This is a genomic window from Kribbella qitaiheensis, from assembly GCF_042657745.1.
Classification (GTDB): domain Bacteria; phylum Actinomycetota; class Actinomycetes; order Propionibacteriales; family Kribbellaceae; genus Kribbella; species Kribbella qitaiheensis.
Genome location: NZ_JBHSKE010000065.1, coordinates 24,645 through 43,720, shown reverse-complemented (window position 1 = coordinate 43,720; position 19,076 = coordinate 24,645). Strand labels below are relative to the sequence as shown.

Sequence of the window (19,076 nt, the reverse complement as noted above, 5' to 3'; positions counted from 1 at the left end):
ATCAGCCTTTGAGGCTTCCGGCGGTCAGGCCCGCCATGATGCTGCGCTGGAACACGAAGAAGACCAGGATCGTCGGCAGGCTGGCGATCACCAGCGCGGCGATCAGCACGTTCTGCGGCATCTGCGCGGACAGCGACGCGATGCCGACGCTGATCGACATCTTGTCGGTCTCCGGCAGCACCAGCAGCGGCCAGACGAAGTCCTTCCAGACCGTCACCACCGACAGGATCGACACCACGCCGAGGATCGGCCGCGACACCGGCAGCACGATCGACCAGAGGATCCGCAGCGGCGACGCGCCGTCGATCTCGGCCGCCTCCAGCAGCTCGCGCGGGATCGAGTCGAAGAACCGTTTGAGCAGGAAGATGAAGAACCCGTTCGCTGCCGCCGGCAACCAGATCGCCCACGGCGTGTTCAGCAGGTTCCAGTGAAACAAGGGCACATCCTTGGCCACCAGGTACGTCGGCAGCAGGAGCACCATCGGCGGGATCATCAAGGTGGCCAGCATCAGGCCGAGGATGACCTTGCCGAAGAACGGCCGCAGCTTGGACAACGCGTACGCCGCGGTCACGTCCACCGCGAGAGTGAACAACCACGCGCCCCCGGCGTACAGGGCGGTGTTCCTCAGGAAGACGCCGAGCTGGAGCTGGTCCCACGCTTCCTTGTAGACGCCGAAGTCGTAGTCCTTCGGGAAGAAGCTCGGCGGGATCTGCGCCAGCTCGTCGGGTGACTTCAGCGCACCGGTCACCATCCAGTACAGCGGGAAGACGAAGGCCAGGGTGAACCCGATCACCACGACGACCAGCACGGCCCAGTAGACCAACCTGCCGTGCCAGGACCGCAACGACAACGGCGACACCAGGCTCCTGGACTCGTAGCCGCGCCCCTTGTACTTCTTCTTCCGCGTACTGCGGGACGCCGGCTCCGGCGGGGTTGCCTCGAGCAACGGAGTCGGTTGCACGGTCGTTGTCATCGGCCACCTTCGTTGTCTCGCGAGACGCGCAGGTAGATCGTGGAGAACACCATCAGGACCACCATCAGCATCAGGCCGAGGGCGCCACCGCCGCCGAAGTCGCCGAAGTTGAAGGCGTACTGGTACATCAGGTAGGCCACCGTCACGGTCGCGTTCTCGGGGCCGCCACCGGTGAGCAGGTACGGCTCGATGAACACCTGCATCGTCGCCACCACCTGGAGCAGCAGCATCACCAGCAGGATCAGCTTGGTCTGCGGGATCGTCACGTGCCAGACCCGGCGGAACAACCCGGCACCGTCGAGCTCGGCCGACTCGTACAGGTCACCGGGGATGCTCTGCAGCGCCGCCAGGTAGATCAGCGTGCCGGTGCCGAGGTTCATCCAGGTGGAGACCAGGACCAGGGAGATCAGCGCGGTACTGGTGGAGTCGAGCCAGGCCAGCGGCGGGATCCCGAAGACGTCGAGGATCTGGTTGAACAGACCGGAGCCCGGATCGTAGAACCACTTGAACAGCAGCACGGCGACCGCCGGCGGCAGCATCACCGGCAGGTAGACGACGAACCTCAGGTACGCCACCGCGTGCCGCAGCTCGTTGAGGACCACGGCCAGCACGAACGGCACGGCGTACCCGACCACCAGCGCGAGCCCACTGAAGGCGGCCGTGTTCAGCCAGGCGGACCGGAACGCCGGGTCCTCGATCACGGTGCGGAAGTTGTCGAAGCCCACCCACTTGGCCGGGTCGACGAAGTTGTTCTCCTGGAAGCTGAGGATGATCTCGCGGATCATCGGATACCAGGAGAAGAAGGCGAAACAGATCAGCGCCCCGCAGAGGAACCCATACGCCGTGAGGTTGCGGCCAACCGCCCGACGCGCCGCGCCATTCTTCTCAAAGGGGTGCGCCGCACCCGGGTGAGGGGAACGGCGCACCGGCGGTTTGGACAGGATCGCCATCAGGTGTTCTTGGCGAGGATCTTGTCTGCCTTGGAGGCGGCGTCGGACAAGAGCTTGTCGATGTCGGCGTCCTTGCGGGTGAGCACCGCCGACATCGCCACGTCGAGCACCGCGTAGAGCTCCTGCGCCTTCGGCGGCTCGAGCTTGTTGGTGATGCTGGACTGCGCGGTCACGTACGGGGTGAAGTGGTCGACCGGCACGGTGGCGAACTGCTTGCGCAGGGCGGTGATCTCCTGGCCCGGGGCGGAGTCGCCGTACAGGTCGGGGATCGGCAGGCCGACCGGGCGGCCCTGAGCCTTGGCGCGCTCGTAGTTGAACTGGCCCTTGCCCGGCGTGAGCTCGTGGAACTCCAGCCAGAGCAGGCCGGCCTTGATCTTCTCCGGCGTCGCCTTCGGGTTGAACATGTAGCCGTCGCCACCGCTCAACGAGGCCTTGCCCTCGGACTCCGGCACCGCGGTGACGCCGTAGTCCTCGAACTTGCCCTTGAAGTCGTTGTTGACCGACTGAACCACGTCCGGCGCGCCGATCATCATGCCGAGCTTGCCGGAACCCATCATCCGCATCAGGTCTTCCCACTGCAGCAGTTGCTTGGTGCCCATGGAGTTGTCGTTCCAGCGCATCTGCTTGAGGTTCTCCAGCACGGCCTTGCCCTCGGCGCTGTTGAAGGCCGCGGACTTGCCGTCCTCGCTGACCATCGAGCCACCGCGGGCGTACAGGGAGGCCGCGAAGTGCCAGCCGCCGGTGTTGCCCGCGCTGTACTCACCGAAGCCGGTGTACCCCGGGCCGATCGCCGCGATCTTCTTGGCGGCCTCCTGCACCTCGGCCCAGGTCTTGGGCGGCGAGTCCGGGTTCAGCCCGGCCTGGGTGAAGAGCTTGCGGTTGTAGACCAGGCCCATGTTGTAGTTGTTGCGGGGCAGGCCGTAGGTCTTGTCGCCGTCCTTGAAGACGCTCTGCACGTCCGGCCGGATGTCGTTCAGCGCCTTCACGCTGCCGACGTACTGGCTGATGTCGGCGGCCTGCTTGGACTTGATGATCTTCTGGACGTCGGTGTAGTAGACGTAGAAGACGTCCTCCTGGGTGCCACCGGCCAGCTTCGCCTGGAAGGTGTCCGGGTTGATGCAGGGGAACGCGTCCTTGCTCTGGATCGTGATGTTCGGGTGCAACTTCTGGAACGCGGCCACGTCCTCGTCCCACCCGGCCCGTTCCTTCGGGTTGCTCTTCGGCGGCTGACATCCCACGGTGATGGTCACCGGGGCATCGGCCGCCGCCGACCCCTGGGCTGTCGGCTTGTCCTCGTCCCCGGATCCACAGGACGCGGCCGCCAGGCCGAGCCCTGCCACGAGCAACAGGCTTGCCGGCCGGCGCCAGCCGGCCGCGGACATCCTGCGGTGGCTCGTTGTCCTCATCGTTCTGCCCTTCTCGAAACGGCGCCGGTCTGAGCCGGCCCACGATGGCGAGGGCGAGTCCCGCCCCTTGATGTGGTCCGTACCGTAGGCAACCCGACCGGATCAGCGCAATACTTCGATTGCATGTTGCAAAAACGTGACTGCAAAGCGGAACTCCTAGGTATTGCAAAGGGATGGAGTCAGCTTGCACCCACCCCATCCCTTGGTGATCACCCGAGCACTCTTCGTGATCGGGCCAGTTCTGCAGTTGTCCGCCGTTGTCACCTGCCCGGCGCCTACCCGCGGTGGACCTCCACCGCGTCGGTGGTGATCACGATCGGCGCCCAGCTCCGGTCGGCGATGCCATCGCTGTCACGCAGGTGCACCAGCCGGTGGGTGTAGAACACGAACGGCACGGAGTACAGGACCGCTGTACTCCGTGCCGTCGGTGGCGCGGGGGGGTCAGGCCGGGACCGGGGCTTGTTTCAACCGGGCCGTCGACGCGCGGACGACCAGTTCCGGCTCGAAGAGGAGCTCGTCGGCGGGCACCGCGGCGCGCTCGATCAGGGCGACCAGCATGTCCACGGCCGCCCGGCCCATCGCGTCGATCGGCTGCCGGACCGTGGTCAGCGGCGGATCGGTGCAGTTCATCATCGCGGAGTCGTCGTACCCGATCACCGACACGTCGTCCGGCACCGACAGCCCTGCCCGGCGGACCGCGCGGATCGCGCCGAGGGCAAGGATGTCGCTGGCGCAGACGATGCCAGTGACTCCGTGCTTGACCAACCGGGAGGCCGCCGCGTGCCCGCCCTCGAGCGAGAACATCGTGTGCTCGACGAGTTGCGGATCCGCCTCGGGTGAGGCCATGAAAGCGTCCAGCTTGCGGCGCGACGGGATGTGGTCGCGTGGGCCGAGCACCATCCCGATCTTCTGATGGCCGAGCGCACGCAGGTGACCGATCGCCATCTCGGCGGCGACCACGTCGTCGGACGAGACCTGCGGGAAGCCCAGGTGGTCGACGGCCGCGTTGACCAGCACGGTCGGCAGCCGGCGTTCCTGGATCAGCTCGTAGTGCGCGTGCGGCGCATCCGCCTGAGCGTAGAAACCGCCGGCGAACACGACCCCGGAAACCTGCTGCTGCAAGAGCAGATCCACGTAGTCGGCCTCGGACACGCCACCGACGGTGCGGGTGCAGAGCAAGGAGGTGAAACCTTGCTGCGCGAGCGCGCCGCCGACCACTTCGGCGAAGGCGGGGAAGATCGGGTTCTGCAACTCGGGCAGCACCAGCCCGACAAGCCTTGCGCGATCTCCGCGCAACTGGGTGGGACGCTCGTACCCCAACACGTCGAGCGCCGTCAGCACGGCCTCGCGGGTCGCCTCGGAGACACCGGGTTTGCCGTTCAGCACCCGGCTCACGGTGGCCTCACTGACGCCGACCTTCTTCGCAACCTCAGCAAGTCGTCGAGTCATGACGCAAACACTACGCCCTTTCCCGCAAGTTCTTGCGTCTACTTGCGTAGCGACTCGCGCGGCCGGCCTGGCAGTACCTAGACACAACCACTTGCTGAACGGTCAGCGGTCCGGGTGGTGGAACTGACAGACTGTGGGGGTGCCTCGTTTCGTCGCCACCCGCCCGGACACCGGTCTGCTGTCGCTCCCCTGGGACATCCCGCTGGAGGACTGGCCCGATGACCAACTGGTCGCGCTGCCCCGCGGTATCTCGCGGCACGTCGTCCGCTTCGTCCGGGTGAACGGCACTGTCTACGCGATCAAAGAGGTGATGGAACACCTCGCGATGCACGAGTACCGGCTGCTGCGCGACCTCGAACGCCTCGACTCGCCCTCGGTCGAACCCGTCGGCGTGATCACCGACCGGCTGGACCGCGACGGCGAGCCGATCGACTCGATCCTGGTTACCCGGCACCTGCAGTTCTCCCTGCCGTACCGCGCGCTGTTCTCCAGCACGCTGCGGCCCGACACCGTGAACCGGCTGATCGACGCGCTCGTCGCGCTGATCGTGCGGCTGCACCTGCTCGGCTTCTTCTGGGGCGACTGCTCGCTGTCCAACACGTTGTTCCGCCGCGACGCGGGCGCCTTCGCGGCGTACCTGGTGGACGCGGAGACCGGCGAGCTGCACCAGGACATCTCGGACGGCCAGCGGGCGCACGACCTCTACACCGCCGAGATCAACCTGTTCGGCGAGCTGTCCGACCTGCAGGCGGGCGGTCTGCTCGACGCCGACATCGACCCGCTGGAGACGGTCGAGTCGATCACCAGCCGGTACGAGGCGCTCTGGAAGGAGCTGACCGCGCCGGAGGAGTTCCACACCGACGAGATGCACCGGTTGGACTCGCGGATCCGGCGGCTGAACGACCTCGGCTTCGACGTCGCGGAGATCGACATCATCACCGACTGGGACGGCAGCCAGGTCCGGATCCAGCCGAAGGTCGTGGACGCCGGCCACCACAGCCGCCGGCTGCTGCGGCTGACCGGGCTCGACGTCGAGGAGAACCAGGCGCGCCGGCTGCTGAACGACCTGGACGCGTTCTCGGCGGCCACCGATCAGCAGAACGAGGACGAGGAGATCGTCGCCCACCAGTGGCTGACCGAGGTGTTCGAGCCGGTGGTCCGGACCGTGCCGCGCGACCTGAAACGCAAGCTGGAGCCCGCCGAGGTGTTCCACGAGGTGCTCGAGCACCGCTGGTTCCTGTCCGAGCAGGCCGGGCACGAGGTCGACACGATGGAGGCGGCCCGCTCGTACGTCGACACCGTGCTGAGCGCGAAGCCGGACGAGAAGCTGACCCTGCCACCGCCACCGATCGCCGGGGCCGAATCGCTGGACTGATCTCCTGGGGCACCTCATGCAACGTCCGAGCGGTCGGCGGCGTGGTAGGGGTGGGAGGTGGCCGATGGCCGACGAGGGGGCGCCGGACTTCGATACGTGGGTGCTGCGGCGGGGCGCCGCGCTGCTGCGGTTCGCGTACCTGGTGACCAGGGACCACAGCCGCGCCGAGGAGGCGGTCCAGGACGCCCTCGTCTCGGCGTACTCGCGCTGGTCGCGAATCCTGCAACACGGCGATCCGGAAGCCTATGTCCGACGGTCGATCGTGAACGCGGACATCTCCCGCTGGCGGAAGTTCCTCCGGCGTGAGACACCGGTCGGCGACGCCGCGGTGTTCGACTCGGCCGGGGTCGATCACGCCGGCTCGCACGCGGAGCAGGACGCCGTGTGGAACCTGTGCGCCTCCCTGCCGACCAGACAACGCGCGGCCGTGGTGCTGCGGTACTACGAGGGCCTGCCCGACGCGGAGATCGCCGAGATCCTCGGCTGTACCGCGGGCACGGTCCGCTCCCAGATCCACCGAGCCCTCGCGTCGCTGCGAACCACCCTGAGCGTGGCCGAGGAGGTCACCCACCGATGACGCCCCACGACGACCCGACCGAGAACCTGATCACCCGGACGCTGGACGATCACGCGGCCGACGCCCCATCCGACGCGGGTCTGCTGACCGGCGTACACACCCGGCTCCGCCGTCGGCGGAACACCCGCGTGCTCGGCGCCGCAGTACTGGCTTGTGCCGCGGTGGCCACGACGGTCACCGCCGGCCAGAGCCTCAACAGCGAGGTCACTCCAGCCAGGGAACCGGTCGCACCTCAGACGTTCCCCGCTGCAAGGACACAGTCGAACGCGGGGCTGAGCCTGCGATGGGAGTCGTACAAGACGGTCCAGGTCCAGGTACCGGCCAGTTGGAAGACGTACGTCTCGGGCCCTGCGCCTTGCTCGGTGTCGAGCGGACCGGTGATCGGCCGGCTGAGCCCGTGGCTCGACCGGCAACGCGGCTGTGCGCTCGCCGTCCTCCCGCTGGCGGACCGGCAGGAGTACCTGTGGTTCGACGACGTGCAGAAGCCCGGCGTCAAGCAGTACGACGGGGGCTGGACCGAGGAGACCCGAGAGGTGGCCGGGGTCCACGTCAGCGTGCTCTCCAAGAGCGACACGACCCGTCGGGAGATCCTCGACTCCGCGACCCCGATCCTGAAGACGGACAAGTACGGGTGCACCCCGCGCATGGGCGGCGATCAGGCGTTCGCCGAGAGCGCCTCGCTGCCCGCGCGAGACGCGGCTCTTCAGGCGGTGTCGACGGTCAGCATCTGCGAGTACTGGGGTGGTGGTGTCTCACCCGTGCAGGGAACGACGCTCCTCGCTGGCTCCAGACTCACCGGCAGTGAGGCCCGCGCCTTCGCCGTCGAACTGACCGACTCCACCCCGGACTCGACCACCCCGGGGAGCCTCCCGGGCTGCACCGACGACGGCGGCCGCACCTTCGTCATGACCGTCACCAGCCCGGTGGCGAACTGGCCCAGCCGCCTGCACTACTCCCCCTGCTTCACCAGCTACAGAATCGGCGAGGGCTCCACCCAACGCACCGCCTCCCAGAACCTCGTCGACCGCCTCCGCACCGGCGTCCACCGCCCATCACAACCGACCGACCTCATCCTCATCCCCAACAACAAGACAACCCCCGCCCGCTGACGAGGCAGGTCAACGGCCAGGGGTCGCAGTGGGGAGACCGAGGGCGGTCGCCATGGCAAGAAGACGCCGGTCGTAGGTGACGAAGCACGTCAGGTCATCCGCCAGTACGGCGTCTGCGGTGGCAAGGTGAATCGCATCGAGCGACCGGACCTGCGGATCGGTGTACGCCGCTGCTGTGGTCCTGACGAGGTCATCGATCTCGTAGATCGCGATGCGCGCGAGCACAGCAGGCACGGCTGCCACCAGGGCCGGCTCGGTGCGTCGCAAGGCGCGCGGCAACTCCACCTCCGCCAGGGCGGACGAGACCAGCAAGTGTTCCGGCCGGTCCTCGATCCACTCGACCAGAGCGTCCGACTCGACCTCGCGGCGGACGAGTTTCACCAGCGCCGCCGTGTCGAGGTAGATCATCAGTAGCGTTCCTCGTCCCGCAGCTCCTCCAGCACCTCACCGGCCTGCTGGTCGGTGCGAATCTCTCCCCTCGGATGCGGGATCGGGCCGTTGGCCTGGGGCAACCGCAGCTTGCCGGTCGCGAGCAACCGGGCCTGCGGCGACGGCTGGGCAGGCACGAGCCGCGCGACCACCACCCCGCGCTCGGTGATCTCGATCTCCTCGCCCTGCTTCACCCGGGCCAGCACTTTCGCCGTCTCCTGGTTCAGCACCCTTACCGGCACCTCGCCCATGGATGTCATTGTAGTACGTATTTGTCAGACACCGTCCTCTCGCTGGAACCACTCAGCGGAGAAGGTACGAGGGTCGGCTGGTCCCGCGGCTCAGTTGTCCACAGGGTCAGCGGGGTGGCATGCGGAGGGCGCCGTCCAGGCGGATCACTTCGCCGTTGAGGAGTTGGTTGGAGACGATGTGCTCCACCAGGGCGGCGTACTCGGAGGGGCGGCCGAGGCGGGCCGGGTGGGGGACCTGCTGTTCGAGCACGGTGCGGGCGTCTTCGGGGAGGCCGGCCAGCATGGGGGTCTCCATGGTGCCGGGGGCGATGGTGACCACTCGGATGCCCTTGTCCGCCAGGTCGCGGGCCGCGGTGAGCGTCAGGCCGACGATGCCACCCTTGCTGGACGCGTACGCCGCCTGGCCGATCTGGCCGTCGTACGCGGCGATCGAGGCGGTCATCACCACGACGCCACGGTCACCGTCCTCGCCGGCGGGCAGCTCGATGATCCGCTCGGCGGCGAGCCGGAGCACGTTGAAGGTGCCGATCAGGTTGACCTCGATCACCTGCCGGAAGGTTGCTAGCGGCAACGGACCCTTGCGGCCCACGATCCGGCCCGGGGTAGCGATACCGGCGCAGGTGACGACCAGGCGCAGCGAACCCAGCGACGCGGCCACGTCCAGGGCAGCCGTCACCGCGGCCTCGTCGGTGACGTCGGTGGGCACGAACACCACCCGATCGCCGAGCTCGTCCGCGATCGCCTTGCCGGCCGAAGACGGGAGGTCGCAGATCACCACGCCGGCGCCGGTCTGGGCGATCCGGCGCACGGTGGCTTCACCGAGCCCGGAGCCACCACCGGTGACGAGCGCGACATCGGACGGGCCTAGCTTCATCGAACACTCCTGAGCAGGTCGCGGCTGATCACCAGCCGCTGGATCTGGTTGGTTCCTTCGAAGATCTGGGTCACCTTGGCCTCGCGCATGTACCGCTCGGCCGGGAACTCGCGGGTGTAACCGTAGCCACCGAGCACCTGGACCGCGTCGGTGGTCACCTTCATCGCGGCGTCGGTGCAGATCAGCTTGGCGATCGCCGCCTGCTGGGTGAACGGCCGCCCGAGGTCGCGCCGCCGGGCGGCCTGCAGGTACGTCGCGCGCGCCGATTCCACTGCGGCGGCCATGTCCGCCAGCAGGAACTGCAGCCCCTGGAACTCCGCGATCGCGTGCCCGAACTGCTGCCGCTCCAGCGCGTACGACGCGGCGAGGTCGAGCGCGGCCTGGGCCAGCCCCACGGCGCAGGCGGCGATCCCGAGCCGGCCCGAGTCGAGCGCGGACAGGGCGATCCGCATGCCGTCACCCTCCGCGCCGATCAGGTTGCCGGCCGGCACCCGCACGTTGTCGTAGTTCACCAGCGTGGTGGTGGATCCGGTCAGGCCCATCTTGCGCTCGGGCGCACCGAAGCTGAGCCCTTCGGCCGAGGACGGCACGTGGAACGCCGAGATGCCGTGCTTCGGGTCCGCCGAGGTCCGGGCGAAGGTGGTGTAGAAGTCGGCGTGCGAGCCGTGCGAGATCCACGACTTGGTACCGCTGAGCACGTAGAAGTCGCCGTCGCGGACCGCCTTCGTGGTCATCCCGCTGATGTCCGACCCGGCCTGCGGCTCGGACAACGCGTACGCGCCGAGCAGCTCACCGCCGACCATGTCGGGCAGCAGCCGCTCGCGCTGCGCGGGAGTCCCGAAGGTGGCGACCGCGTAGCTCGTCATGGTGTGGACCGACAACCCGACGCCGACCGACATCCAGGCGGCGGCGATCTCCTCGAGCATCTGCAGATAGACCTCGTACGGCTGCTCGGCGCCGCCGTACTGCTCCGGATAGGGCAGGCCCAGCAGGCCGGCCTTGCCGAGGGTCCGGAAGGCGTCCCGCGGGAACGTCTCGGTCTCCTCGGCCTTCGCCGCGTACGGCGCGAGCTCGTGTGCGCACAGTTCCCGGACCAGGCCCAGCAGGTCGGTGGACTCCTCGGTCGGGAGCAAGCGATCGACAGCCATCAGGCACCCCTCTCAACAGCTGACGAAATGATACTCCTATCGATACTAAAGACCATAACTCCGTATCGTTCTATGCTGTCTCGATATGACAACAGTCGTCCCGGGACGCCGCACCCGCAGGCAGTCCGAGCTGCTCGACCGGCTTCTGTCCCTGTTCCTGACCCAAGGCTTCAGCCGGTTCACCCTGGACGACCTGGCCGCGGAGCTGCGGTGCAGCAAGACGACCCTGTACGCGTTGGCGCCGAGCAAGGAACAGCTCGCCGTCGAGGTGGTCAAGCACTACTTCAAGAATGCCACCGCGGAGGTCGAGTCCGCGGTCGGCAAGCAGACCAGGCCCGACCGCCGGATCGCCGCCTATCTGAACGCGGTCGCGGACGCGCTCCGGCCGGCCACCCGCACGTTCCTCGACGACGTGGCAACCTTCGCCCCGGCCAGGTCCGTGTACGAGCGGAACACCCGGATCGCGGCGGATCGGGTCCGGACGCTGATCGAGGAGGGCATCGCCAGCAAGGCGTTCCGGCAGGTCGACATCGGCTTCGCGGCGGAGATGGTCGCGCACACGATGCAGGCGATCCAGCGCGGCGACATCGCCCGGCGGACCGGCCTGACCGACGCCGAGGCGTACCGCGAGCTCGCCTCGTTCGTCCTGCACTCCCTCCGGCACGACTGACCTCGGCGCGGCCTCGGCAGCGAGGCTGACTTCGGCGGCACGGCTGGACCTGACCTCAGGTTGGGTCTCGGCTGTAGCGTGCTTGAGGTGCAGCAGACCACCGTCGACCTCAAGTTGGGGCCCCTTCTCCGGTACGTCGACCAGACGCGCGCCACCGTCTGGGTGGAGACGACCGGGCCCTGCCAGGTGGAGATCCTCGGCCACAGGACGAACACCTGGTCCGTGCACGGACACCACTACGCGCTGATCCTGATCGAAGGCCTCGAGCCCGCCACCGCCACGCCGTACGAGGTGCACCTGGACGGGGCGCAGGTGTGGCCGCCTGCCGAAACGCAGTACGGGCCGAGCGTGATCCAGACGCCGAGGGCCGACGGGAGTTTCCGGCTGACGTTCGGGTCGTGCCGAAGGTCGGCGCCGTTCGACGAGCAAGGCTTCAAGGACTTCGGCCCGGACGCCCTCGTCGCACTGGCCGAACGGATGGCCGGTGGGCACGACGAGCCGCCGGACGCGTTGCTGCTGCTCGGCGACCAGGTGTACGCCGACGACCCCTCGGACGCGGTACTCGACAAGCTCCGGGAGGCGCACGGTGGGCGGCAGGGGTCCGAGGTGGCCGACGAGATCGGCAACTTCGAGGAGTACACCTGGCTGTACGACGACGCCTGGCTGACTCCGGCCGTCCGGTGGCTCTTCTCCACGGTCCCGCTGTGCATGCTGCTCGACGACCACGACCTGCGGGACGACTGGAACACCTCACTCAGCTGGCGTCGCTGGGTCACCTCACAGCCGTGGTGGCACGACCGGGTCGTCGGCGCCTACGCGTCGTACTGGGTCTACCAGCACCTGGGCAACCTCTCGCCGGAGCAGCTGGACAAGGACCCGACGTACGCGGCGATGCGAGCACTCGAGGACGAGGACGAACGCACCTCCTACCTGGACGCCTTCGCCTGGGAGGCGGACGAGGATGCGGCTTCCACCCGCTGGAGCTACTACCGGGACTTCGGGGCACGCTCGCGCGGAGTACGGCTCGTTGCCGTCGACTCCCGGTGCTCGCGGCATCTGGAGCCGGAGGAGCGGGCGATGGTCGACGCGCATGAGTGGGAATGGGTCCGCCGCCACACCGTCGACGCCACGCAGCCGATCCACCACCTGCTGTTCGCCTCTACCCTGCCGTTCCTGCTGACTCCCGGGCTGCATCACCTGGAGGGCTGGGACGAAGCGGTCTCGTCCGGCGCCTGGGGACCGCGCGCCGCGCGGATCGGCGAGAGGATCCGGCAGGGCATGGATCTGGAGCACTGGGCCTCGTTCCGGAAGTCCTTCGACCTGTTGACCGACCTGTTCACCGACCTGATCCGCGGCCCGAACGCGCCGACGTCGATCCTGATGCTGTCGGGCGACGTGCACTGCAGTTACCTGGCCGAGGCCGGCCTGAACACTGTCGACCATCCCGGTACTGCGATCCGCCAGCTGACCATGTCGCCCTTCCGGAATCCCGTCGGGAGATACATCCAACTGGCGAACAAGCTGCTGGACAGCCGTGGGATGACGGGTCTCCTGCACCGGCTGGCCCGCTCCGCCGGAGTACGGGATGTCGCGGCGACCTGGCGTACGGCGTACGGGCCGTGGTTCGACAACGGGGTGATGAGCGTGCGGGTGTCGGGCGACGAGTGGACGGTCGAGGTGGAACACGCCGCGCTGGAGGAGCAGCGGCAGGTGCTGCGGCGGACGCTGACGTACGGAGGTTAACCCCACGCTCCGGTACTACCTGAATACTCAGGGACATAATGGGTACCAGGTTGAGTCAAGGACGTTCCCGCCCCGAGCGCGTCCTTCATCGTGAGGAGGCCGACCGTGAAGTTGAATTCCGTCCGCCGTACCGCCGCTCTGCTGGCAACAGCCGGTTTGGCAGCAACCACCGCTCTGCTGGCCACCCAGGCCTCGGCTGCCCCGAGTCCTCAGATCGCATCGGCGAGCACCATCACCTCCACTCTGTCCCGCGACGCGTCGATCCCGGGCACCGCCTGGATGACCGACCAGAAGACCGGGCGGATCATCGTCTCGTACGACGACACCGTGAGCGGCGCCAAGCTCGACGCGCTCACTGCCGTCACCAAGCGCTTCGGCAGCCAGGTCACATTGGAGAAGCTGCCGGGCGTCCTCAGCAAGCGGATCAGCGGCGGCCAGGCGATCTATGGAGGTGGCTACCGTTGCTCGCTCGGCTTCAACGTCCGCAGCGGCAGCACCTACTACTTCCTCACCGCCGGCCACTGCACGAACCTGTCCGGCACCTGGTACGCCAACTCCTCGCAGTCGACCGTGCTCGGCACCCGGTTCGGCACCAGTTTCCCGGGCAACGACTACGGCATCGTCCGGTACAGCACGTCGTACACGAACCACCCCGGCAACGTGTACCTCTACAACGGCTCGTACCAGGACATCACCGCGGCCGGTAACGCCAGCGTCGGCCAGGCGGTCAAGCGCAGCGGCAGCACGACCGGTGTGCGGAGCGGTTCGGTGACCGGCCTGAACGCAACGGTGAACTACGCCGAGGGCACCGTGACCGGCCTGATCCGGACGAACGTCTGCGCCGAGGGCGGCGACTCCGGCGGCTCGCTGTTCGCCGGCAGCATCGCGCTCGGTCTGACCTCGGGCGGCAGCGGCAACTGCTCCTCCGGTGGCACGACCTTCTTCCAGCCCGTCACCGAGGTACTGAGCCGCTACGGCGTCAGCGTCTACTGATCCACCTCGTCGTTCACCCCTGTCCGGTCCGCCGGGCAGGGGTGCTCGTCGTACCAGCCTGTGTCGGCGAGGCCTCCTCGGCCAGGCGGTCGCTCAGGCAGGGGCAGTGACGGGGAAGCCCAATTCCCCAGCCGCACCCGCCAGTTCCTTGTCATAGGTGACGAACTCGACAAGGTCGCCGCGGAAAGGTTCAGCGCTCGCAAGGTAAATGGCATCAAGGGAGCCGAGCCTGGTGGTGCGGTAGGCCATGGCTCGAGCCAACACTGTGGTGGTGAGGTCGACCAGGTAGATCCCCCGGACCGCCTGGCCGGCGAAGTACGGCACTTGCTGGTGATCGACGCCGGCCCGCAGCAGGGTCCGCGTGATCTCCAACCGTGCCAGCTCGCTGGTGATGAGTTCGGCATCTTGCGGCAGCGACTCTCGCCACTTGCGCAACGCGGCCGATTCCGCTTCGGGTTTGATGAACTTCAGGAGCGCGCAGGCATCCAGATAAATCACCTGCGCCGCTCCTTGTCCCGCTCGGCGATCAGCACGTCAGACAGGCTCTCCATGTCGGCCGCCAGATCGAGCACCAGGTCGGGCATTCCCAGCTCGGCGGGAGGAGTCACCTCGCCCGAGTCGATCAATCGCTGCAGTGCACCCGGCTTCTCGTCCTCGGGGACGAGGCGGAGCACCGGTCGGCCGCGATCCGTGACCAGGATCGTCTCGCCGGCCCGCACCCGCGCCACCGCCTTCGACGGGTTCTGGTTGAGCTCTCGCAAGCCAATGGTCTCCATGCAGCCAATGTACCTATATGAAGTAGTTACATCAAGGCATCATCAGCCGCGGCGGCGCGAGATTTCGTACAGGGCTACGCCGGCGTTGAGGATTCGGTGGCGGAGCTAGGACATGAGCCGCAGGTGCCACACCTCGACCGTCCACTCCGGCTCGGGCTCCGGTTCATCGGCCTCGTCGGCTTCTTGCAGTTCCGCCCACGAAATGAACCCTGGCGCCGCCAGGAACTCCTCGACGATCTTCTCCAGCGGCGTCGGCACAACTCGCGCGCCGAAGGGCAGCCGGTCAGCGGAGATCGACGTCGTCGAACACCGCAGTTGTCCCGCTTGCTGATCGTGCCAGACGTAGAAGACCACCTGCGTGGACTGCGGCAGGCGGCGCTGGAGACCGTTGGCGCAGTGCTCGAAGGCGGCGACCACTTCGGCGGTCGTCAGACTGGTCCGCTCAACTGCCGGGCAGTCGAGCAGCCAGGTGTTCTCCCGATGCTCGATCTCCGGGTTCGCGGGGTCGAGGACGAACGGCTCATCCGCGACCTCCGCGATGTACCGGAGCAGACTCATCAGGCGCGGCGGCGGGAGATTTCGTAGAGGGCTACGCCGGTGGCTATGCCGGCGTTGAGGGATTCGGTGGCGGTGGTCATCGGGATGGAGACGATGATGTCGCAGTTCTCGCGGACCAGGCGGGCCAGGCCCTTGCCCTCGCTGCCGACCACCAGGACGAGGGGCTCGGTGGCGGCGACCAGTTCGGGGAGCTCCACCTCGCCGCCCATGTCGAGGCCGACGATGAGGAGGCCGGCGTCCTTGTACGACTTCAGCGCGCGGTTCAGGTTGGTCGCACGAGCGACCGGGATCCGGGCCGCGGCACCGGCCGAGGTCTTCCATGCCGATGCCGTCATGGAGGCGGTACGACGCTCCGGCACGAGCACGCCGTGAGCCCCGAAGGCGGCGGCCGACCGGGTGATGGCGCCCAGGTTGCGCGGGTCCGTCACGCCGTCTAGCGCCACGATCAGCGGCGCTTGGCCGGCCTCGTACGCCCGGGCGAGCAGGTCGTCCGGGTGGGCGTACTCGTACGGCGGGATCTGGACCGCGACGCCTTGGTGCGCGCCGTGGCTGGTGAGCCGGTCCATCTCCGTGCGCGGCACCTCGAGCAGCGAGATGCCGTGCTCGACGGCGATCAGCAGCGCCTCGCGCAGCCGGGCGTCCCTTTCGGTGCCCTCGGCAACATAAAGCGCGCTGACCGGAACGCCCGCGCGCAGTGCCTCGACCACCGGGTTGCGGCCATAGACCCACTCGACGGTGGACTCGCCGACGTCCTTGCTGTTCTGGCGACGGCCGCCGGTGCGCTCCTTGGCGCGCTCCTGCGCCTTCGCCCGCTTGTGCGCGGGGTGCTTGGTACGATCCACCGCCTTGGGCGTCGGGCCCTTGCCCTCCAGCCCGCGACGGACCCGGCCGCCGGAACCGGCGGTCGGGTTGCCCCGGGGCTTCTTGCGGATCGCGCCCTTGCGCTGACTACTGCCTGGCACTTCAGTTTCCTTCGGTTGAGTGGGGCGGAGCGATCGTCCAGCGAGGCCCCTGCGGGGTGTCCTCGACGACGACGCCGAGCGCCTTGAGCCGGTCGCGGATCTCGTCCGAGGCGGCATAGTCCTTGCGTTCCCTGGCGGCCTGACGCTGGTCCAGCAGAGCCTTCACCAGCCCGTCGGCCACCTCGGTGAGCTCGTCGGTCGCCCCGGTCCGGGACACCCAGGGCTCGGCCAGCGGGTCCAGCCCCAGTACGCCGAGCATCGCGCGCACGGCGGCCAGGTTTTCCTTCAGGGCAACGGAATCCCCGTCGGCGACCAGCTTGTTGCCGTCCCGCACGGTATTGTGCAGCACGGCGACCGCGGCCGGCGTCCCGAGGTCGTCGTCCATCGCGGTGACGAACGCCTGCGGCAGGTCCGCCGCGGGCTGGACACCACCCGTCACCTCGGTGGCGCGCCCGACGTACCCCTCGACGCGCTGGAAGCTGGTCGCGGCCTCGTCCAGCGCGGCCATCGAGAACTCGACCACGGACCGGTAGTGCGAGCTGACCAGGTAGTAGCGCAGCTCGATCGGCCGGACCTGCTCGACCACGTTGCGCACCACGGCGCCGTTGCCGAGCGACTTCGACATCTTCTCGCCGGCCGCGGTGACGAGCGCGCTGTGCATCCAGAAGCGGGCGAACTTCTGCCCGACCGCCTTCGACTGGGCCAGTTCGTTCTCGTGGTGCGGGAAGCGCAGGTCGAGGCCGCCGCCGTGGATGTCGAACTCGGTGCCGAGGTACTTGCCCGCCATCGCGGAGCACTCCAGGTGCCAGCCCGGCCGGCCGCGTCCCCACGGGGTCGGCCAGGACGCGGTCCGCGGGGTGTCCTCGGTCCAGCCCTTCCACAGCGCGAAGTCCCGGGGGTCGCGCTTGCCGCGCGGGTCGGCGTCCTCGGCCGGCTCCATGTCGTCGATCCGCTGGTTCGAGAGCTCCCCGTACGACGGCCAGGACTTGACGTCGAAGTAGACGTCACCCGAGCCGTCGGGCGCGACGTACGCGTGGCCGCTCGCGAGCAGCGCGTCGATCATCTCCACCATCTCGGGGATGTGACCGGTCGCGCGCGGCTCGTACGTCGGCGGGCGGCAGCCGAGCACGTCGTACGCCCAGTGCAGTTCGCGCTCGAACTCGTAGGCGTGCGCCCACCAAGGGACGTGCCGCTCGGCCGACTTGGCGAGGATCTTGTCGTCGATGTCGGTCACGTTCGCGATGACGGTGACCTCGTAGCCGGACCGCTCGAGCCAGCGCCGCAGGACGTCGAACACGATCTCCTTGTAGATGTGCCCGACGTGCGGGGCACCCTGCACCGTCAGCCCACAGTGGTAGATCCCGACCTTGCCCGGATGGACCGGCTCGAAATCCCTCACTGCTGCTGTCGCGGTGTCATACAAGCGAAGTGTCACCGATCAAGGGTAACGGTGATTCGAGACTGCTCTTGACAATTCTCCACAGGCGGTCCCCCGCCGTACTTCGCTCGGCCGGTACGGCGGGTCAGGTCGTCCGTGGAGGCCGAGCCGGTACTGCGGTCAGGTGGTCTGGGCCGCCCGGGGCTTCCAGCCGCCGGGTGGGTCCTCGCCGACGCGGCCGTCCACCGCCTCGCGGAGCAGGTCGGCCTGGCCGGTGTGGCGGCCGTACTCCTCGATCAGGTCGCACACGAGCCGCCGCAAGTTGGCGTGCTCGCCCTCGTCCGAGGATGCGTGGATCAACTGGTCGAGACCACCTTCCGCCAGGGCCGCGCCGAGCCTGGTGCGCGAACGCTCGACTGCTCCGTCCCACAGCGCGTACAGCTCGTCGGGAGTGTCATCGGCGGCGGAGGTGAACTCCCAGTCGTTGCTGCCGTCCCAGCCGGTCGCGTCCCAGGGCGCACCCACCGGTTCCCCACGCAGCTTGACGGTGAACTGGTAGTCCTCCTGGGCGGCGAGGTGCTTCAGCAGACCGCCGAGGGTCAGCGAGGAAGCCCCGATACGGGTCTGCAGCCCGGCGGAGTCGAGGTCGTCGGCCTTCCAGCGGAAGGTCATCCGCAACCGGTCGAGCGCCCCGAGGAGCGCCTCCACTTCAGTGCCCGCCAGCGGCGGTTCCCACGGGGTGTCAGTGGTGTCCATGGCGCCAACCTAAACCCCAATGCGGACGATCCGCGTCCGGGAAGCGACGATTCCACCGTCGGCATTCGGTGATCCGCGCTAGGAAAGCTAGCGGGCTAATTGGGTTGCGGGTGTCTCTTAGGCTCGATGGGTGACCTATTCGTTGCCGATCGAGACCGACCGTCTGACCCTTCGCCGCTATCTCGAGAGCGACTACGACGACCTGCTGAAGCTCCAGTCGAACGATGACGTCAGCCGCTTCCTCCTGTACCCGTCGAGAACGCCCGAACAAGTCCGGGAGTCCCTGGCCGTCCGGCTGGCCGACGTACCGATGGATGCCGACGGACAGGCGCTCACGGTCGCCGTGATCCTGCGGGAGACCGGTCAGCACGTCGGCGAGGTCACGCTGTTCGTGCACAGCGCAGAGCACCGCACGGGCGAGATCGGCTTCGTCTTCCACCCCGATTTCCACGGCCGCGGCTTCGCCGCCGAGGCGTCGGTCGAACTGCTCCGGCTCGGCTTCGAGGAGCTCGGCATGCACCGGATCATCGGCCGCCTGGACCACCGCAACACCGGCTCCGCGAACCTGCTCAAGCGCCTCGGGATGCGGCAGGAGGCGCACTTCGTCCGCAACGAGTTCCTCAAGGGCGAGTGGACCGACGAACTCGTCTTCGCGCTCCTCGCGGACGAGTGGTCCGAGCGCGGAAAGTAATTAACCAA

General features: G+C 68.1%; 21 protein-coding genes. 7 read left to right on the top strand and 14 right to left on the bottom strand.

Annotation, left to right across the window (positions count from 1 at the left end; genetic code table 11):
- Position 1 precedes the first annotated feature (1 nt).
- The 4 genes from ACFPJ1_RS36860 to ACFPJ1_RS36845 form a co-directional block, all read right to left on the bottom strand.
- The gene (locus ACFPJ1_RS36860; protein WP_380110942.1) at positions 2 to 973 is read right to left on the bottom strand and encodes a carbohydrate ABC transporter permease; all 972 of its coding nucleotides are present in this window, start codon (positions 971 to 973) and stop codon (positions 2 to 4) included.
- A complete protein-coding gene (locus ACFPJ1_RS36855; RefSeq protein WP_380110941.1) occupies positions 970 to 1,923 on the bottom strand; it encodes a carbohydrate ABC transporter permease in 954 nt (317 codons plus the stop codon). Before ACFPJ1_RS36855 ends, ACFPJ1_RS36860 begins: the two co-directional genes overlap by 4 nt.
- Positions 1,923 to 3,329 (bottom strand): ABC transporter substrate-binding protein, encoded by a 1,407-nt coding sequence (locus ACFPJ1_RS36850; RefSeq protein ID WP_380110940.1) that lies wholly within the window; start codon positions 3,327 to 3,329, stop codon positions 1,923 to 1,925. The genes ACFPJ1_RS36855 and ACFPJ1_RS36850 overlap by 1 nt, the downstream gene beginning before the upstream one ends.
- Before the next feature lie 441 nt (positions 3,330 to 3,770).
- Entirely contained in the window at positions 3,771 to 4,778 is a 1,008-nt protein-coding gene (locus tag ACFPJ1_RS36845) for a LacI family DNA-binding transcriptional regulator (RefSeq protein WP_380110939.1), read from the bottom strand.
- 139 nt (positions 4,779 to 4,917) lie between these two features.
- Between ACFPJ1_RS36845 and ACFPJ1_RS36840 the strand changes: the two genes are divergently transcribed.
- From ACFPJ1_RS36840 to ACFPJ1_RS36830, 3 genes are all read left to right on the top strand, one after another.
- Positions 4,918 to 6,153, top strand: coding sequence for a DUF4032 domain-containing protein (locus ACFPJ1_RS36840; RefSeq protein WP_380110938.1), 1,236 nt, complete (start codon positions 4,918 to 4,920; stop codon positions 6,151 to 6,153).
- A 64-nt stretch (positions 6,154 to 6,217) separates the two neighbouring features.
- On the top strand, positions 6,218 to 6,730 hold the full coding sequence (locus tag ACFPJ1_RS36835; RefSeq protein ID WP_380110937.1) for a SigE family RNA polymerase sigma factor: 513 nt from the start codon (positions 6,218 to 6,220) through the stop codon (positions 6,728 to 6,730).
- Positions 6,727 to 7,839 (top strand): hypothetical protein, encoded by a 1,113-nt coding sequence (locus ACFPJ1_RS36830; protein WP_380110936.1) that lies wholly within the window; start codon positions 6,727 to 6,729, stop codon positions 7,837 to 7,839. Before ACFPJ1_RS36835 ends, ACFPJ1_RS36830 begins: the two co-directional genes overlap by 4 nt.
- A gap of 9 nt (positions 7,840 to 7,848) precedes the next feature.
- Here the strand turns inward: ACFPJ1_RS36830 and ACFPJ1_RS36825 are convergent, their stop codons facing one another.
- The 4 genes from ACFPJ1_RS36825 to ACFPJ1_RS36810 all read right to left on the bottom strand — a co-directional run bounded on the left by ACFPJ1_RS36825 (position 7,849) and on the right by ACFPJ1_RS36810 (position 10,541).
- Entirely contained in the window at positions 7,849 to 8,247 is a 399-nt protein-coding gene (locus tag ACFPJ1_RS36825) for a type II toxin-antitoxin system VapC family toxin (protein WP_380110935.1), read from the bottom strand.
- Positions 8,247 to 8,519 (bottom strand): type II toxin-antitoxin system Phd/YefM family antitoxin, encoded by a 273-nt coding sequence (locus ACFPJ1_RS36820; protein WP_380110934.1) that lies wholly within the window; start codon positions 8,517 to 8,519, stop codon positions 8,247 to 8,249. Before ACFPJ1_RS36820 ends, ACFPJ1_RS36825 begins: the two co-directional genes overlap by 1 nt.
- 106 nt (positions 8,520 to 8,625) lie before the next feature.
- A complete protein-coding gene (locus ACFPJ1_RS36815; protein WP_380110933.1) occupies positions 8,626 to 9,393 on the bottom strand; it encodes an SDR family NAD(P)-dependent oxidoreductase in 768 nt (255 codons plus the stop codon).
- On the bottom strand, positions 9,390 to 10,541 hold the full coding sequence (locus ACFPJ1_RS36810) for an acyl-CoA dehydrogenase family protein (protein ID WP_380110932.1): 1,152 nt from the start codon (positions 10,539 to 10,541) through the stop codon (positions 9,390 to 9,392). The genes ACFPJ1_RS36815 and ACFPJ1_RS36810 overlap by 4 nt, the downstream gene beginning before the upstream one ends.
- Before the next feature lie 85 nt (positions 10,542 to 10,626).
- On the opposite strand from ACFPJ1_RS36810, the gene ACFPJ1_RS36805 reads away from it, so the two are divergent.
- The 3 genes from ACFPJ1_RS36805 to ACFPJ1_RS36795 all read left to right on the top strand — a co-directional run bounded on the left by ACFPJ1_RS36805 (position 10,627) and on the right by ACFPJ1_RS36795 (position 13,947).
- Positions 10,627 to 11,211, top strand: coding sequence for a TetR/AcrR family transcriptional regulator (locus tag ACFPJ1_RS36805; RefSeq protein WP_380110931.1), 585 nt, complete (start codon positions 10,627 to 10,629; stop codon positions 11,209 to 11,211).
- Between the two features lie 87 nt (positions 11,212 to 11,298).
- A complete protein-coding gene (locus tag ACFPJ1_RS36800) occupies positions 11,299 to 12,954 on the top strand; it encodes a DUF7800 domain-containing protein (RefSeq protein ID WP_380110930.1) in 1,656 nt (551 codons plus the stop codon).
- A gap of 105 nt (positions 12,955 to 13,059) precedes the next feature.
- The gene (locus ACFPJ1_RS36795; protein ID WP_380110929.1) at positions 13,060 to 13,947 is read left to right on the top strand and encodes a S1 family peptidase; all 888 of its coding nucleotides are present in this window, start codon (positions 13,060 to 13,062) and stop codon (positions 13,945 to 13,947) included.
- A gap of 93 nt (positions 13,948 to 14,040) precedes the next feature.
- Here the strand turns inward: ACFPJ1_RS36795 and ACFPJ1_RS36790 are convergent, their stop codons facing one another.
- From ACFPJ1_RS36790 to ACFPJ1_RS36765, 6 genes are all read right to left on the bottom strand, one after another.
- Positions 14,041 to 14,445, bottom strand: a complete 405-nt coding sequence (locus ACFPJ1_RS36790) for a type II toxin-antitoxin system VapC family toxin (protein WP_380110928.1) — start codon at positions 14,443 to 14,445, stop codon at positions 14,041 to 14,043.
- A complete protein-coding gene (locus tag ACFPJ1_RS36785; protein WP_380110927.1) occupies positions 14,442 to 14,723 on the bottom strand; it encodes a type II toxin-antitoxin system Phd/YefM family antitoxin in 282 nt (93 codons plus the stop codon). The genes ACFPJ1_RS36790 and ACFPJ1_RS36785 overlap by 4 nt, the downstream gene beginning before the upstream one ends.
- A gap of 105 nt (positions 14,724 to 14,828) precedes the next feature.
- On the bottom strand, positions 14,829 to 15,281 hold the full coding sequence (locus tag ACFPJ1_RS36780) for a hypothetical protein (RefSeq protein ID WP_380110926.1): 453 nt from the start codon (positions 15,279 to 15,281) through the stop codon (positions 14,829 to 14,831).
- A complete protein-coding gene (gene rlmB, locus ACFPJ1_RS36775; protein WP_380110925.1) occupies positions 15,281 to 16,243 on the bottom strand; it encodes a 23S rRNA (guanosine(2251)-2'-O)-methyltransferase RlmB in 963 nt (320 codons plus the stop codon). Before rlmB ends, ACFPJ1_RS36780 begins: the two co-directional genes overlap by 1 nt.
- A gap of 1 nt (position 16,244) precedes the next feature.
- Positions 16,245 to 17,678 carry a cysteine--tRNA ligase gene (gene cysS, locus ACFPJ1_RS36770; protein ID WP_380110924.1) on the bottom strand — a complete coding sequence of 478 codons (1,434 nt, stop codon included), beginning with the start codon at positions 17,676 to 17,678 and terminating at the stop codon, positions 16,245 to 16,247.
- A 123-nt stretch (positions 17,679 to 17,801) separates the two neighbouring features.
- On the bottom strand, positions 17,802 to 18,377 hold the full coding sequence (locus ACFPJ1_RS36765; RefSeq protein ID WP_380110923.1) for a mycothiol transferase: 576 nt from the start codon (positions 18,375 to 18,377) through the stop codon (positions 17,802 to 17,804).
- 130 nt (positions 18,378 to 18,507) lie between these two features.
- On the opposite strand from ACFPJ1_RS36765, the gene ACFPJ1_RS36760 reads away from it, so the two are divergent.
- Entirely contained in the window at positions 18,508 to 19,068 is a 561-nt protein-coding gene (locus ACFPJ1_RS36760) for a GNAT family N-acetyltransferase (protein ID WP_380110922.1), read from the top strand.
- The last annotated feature ends 8 nt before the right edge of the window (positions 19,069 to 19,076 follow it).

Coding starts and splice junctions, on each gene's coding strand:
- ACFPJ1_RS36860 (WP_380110942.1), bottom strand. CDS start 973: ATGACAACGACCGTGCAACCGACTCCGTTGCTCGAGGCAACCCCGCCG.
- ACFPJ1_RS36780 (WP_380110926.1), bottom strand. CDS start 15,281: ATGAGTCTGCTCCGGTACATCGCGGAGGTCGCGGATGAGCCGTTCGTC.
- ACFPJ1_RS36785 (WP_380110927.1), bottom strand. CDS start 14,723: ATGGAGACCATTGGCTTGCGAGAGCTCAACCAGAACCCGTCGAAGGCG.
- ACFPJ1_RS36830 (WP_380110936.1), top strand. CDS start 6,727: ATGACGCCCCACGACGACCCGACCGAGAACCTGATCACCCGGACGCTG.
- ACFPJ1_RS36815 (WP_380110933.1), bottom strand. CDS start 9,393: ATGAAGCTAGGCCCGTCCGATGTCGCGCTCGTCACCGGTGGTGGCTCC.
- ACFPJ1_RS36825 (WP_380110935.1), bottom strand. CDS start 8,247: ATGATCTACCTCGACACGGCGGCGCTGGTGAAACTCGTCCGCCGCGAG.
- ACFPJ1_RS36855 (WP_380110941.1), bottom strand. CDS start 1,923: ATGGCGATCCTGTCCAAACCGCCGGTGCGCCGTTCCCCTCACCCGGGT.
- ACFPJ1_RS36845 (WP_380110939.1), bottom strand. CDS start 4,778: ATGACTCGACGACTTGCTGAGGTTGCGAAGAAGGTCGGCGTCAGTGAG.
- ACFPJ1_RS36835 (WP_380110937.1), top strand. CDS start 6,218: ATGGCCGACGAGGGGGCGCCGGACTTCGATACGTGGGTGCTGCGGCGG.
- ACFPJ1_RS36820 (WP_380110934.1), bottom strand. CDS start 8,519: ATGGGCGAGGTGCCGGTAAGGGTGCTGAACCAGGAGACGGCGAAAGTG.
- ACFPJ1_RS36765 (WP_380110923.1), bottom strand. CDS start 18,377: ATGGACACCACTGACACCCCGTGGGAACCGCCGCTGGCGGGCACTGAA.
- ACFPJ1_RS36805 (WP_380110931.1), top strand. CDS start 10,627: ATGACAACAGTCGTCCCGGGACGCCGCACCCGCAGGCAGTCCGAGCTG.
- ACFPJ1_RS36850 (WP_380110940.1), bottom strand. CDS start 3,329: ATGAGGACAACGAGCCACCGCAGGATGTCCGCGGCCGGCTGGCGCCGG.
- ACFPJ1_RS36810 (WP_380110932.1), bottom strand. CDS start 10,541: ATGGCTGTCGATCGCTTGCTCCCGACCGAGGAGTCCACCGACCTGCTG.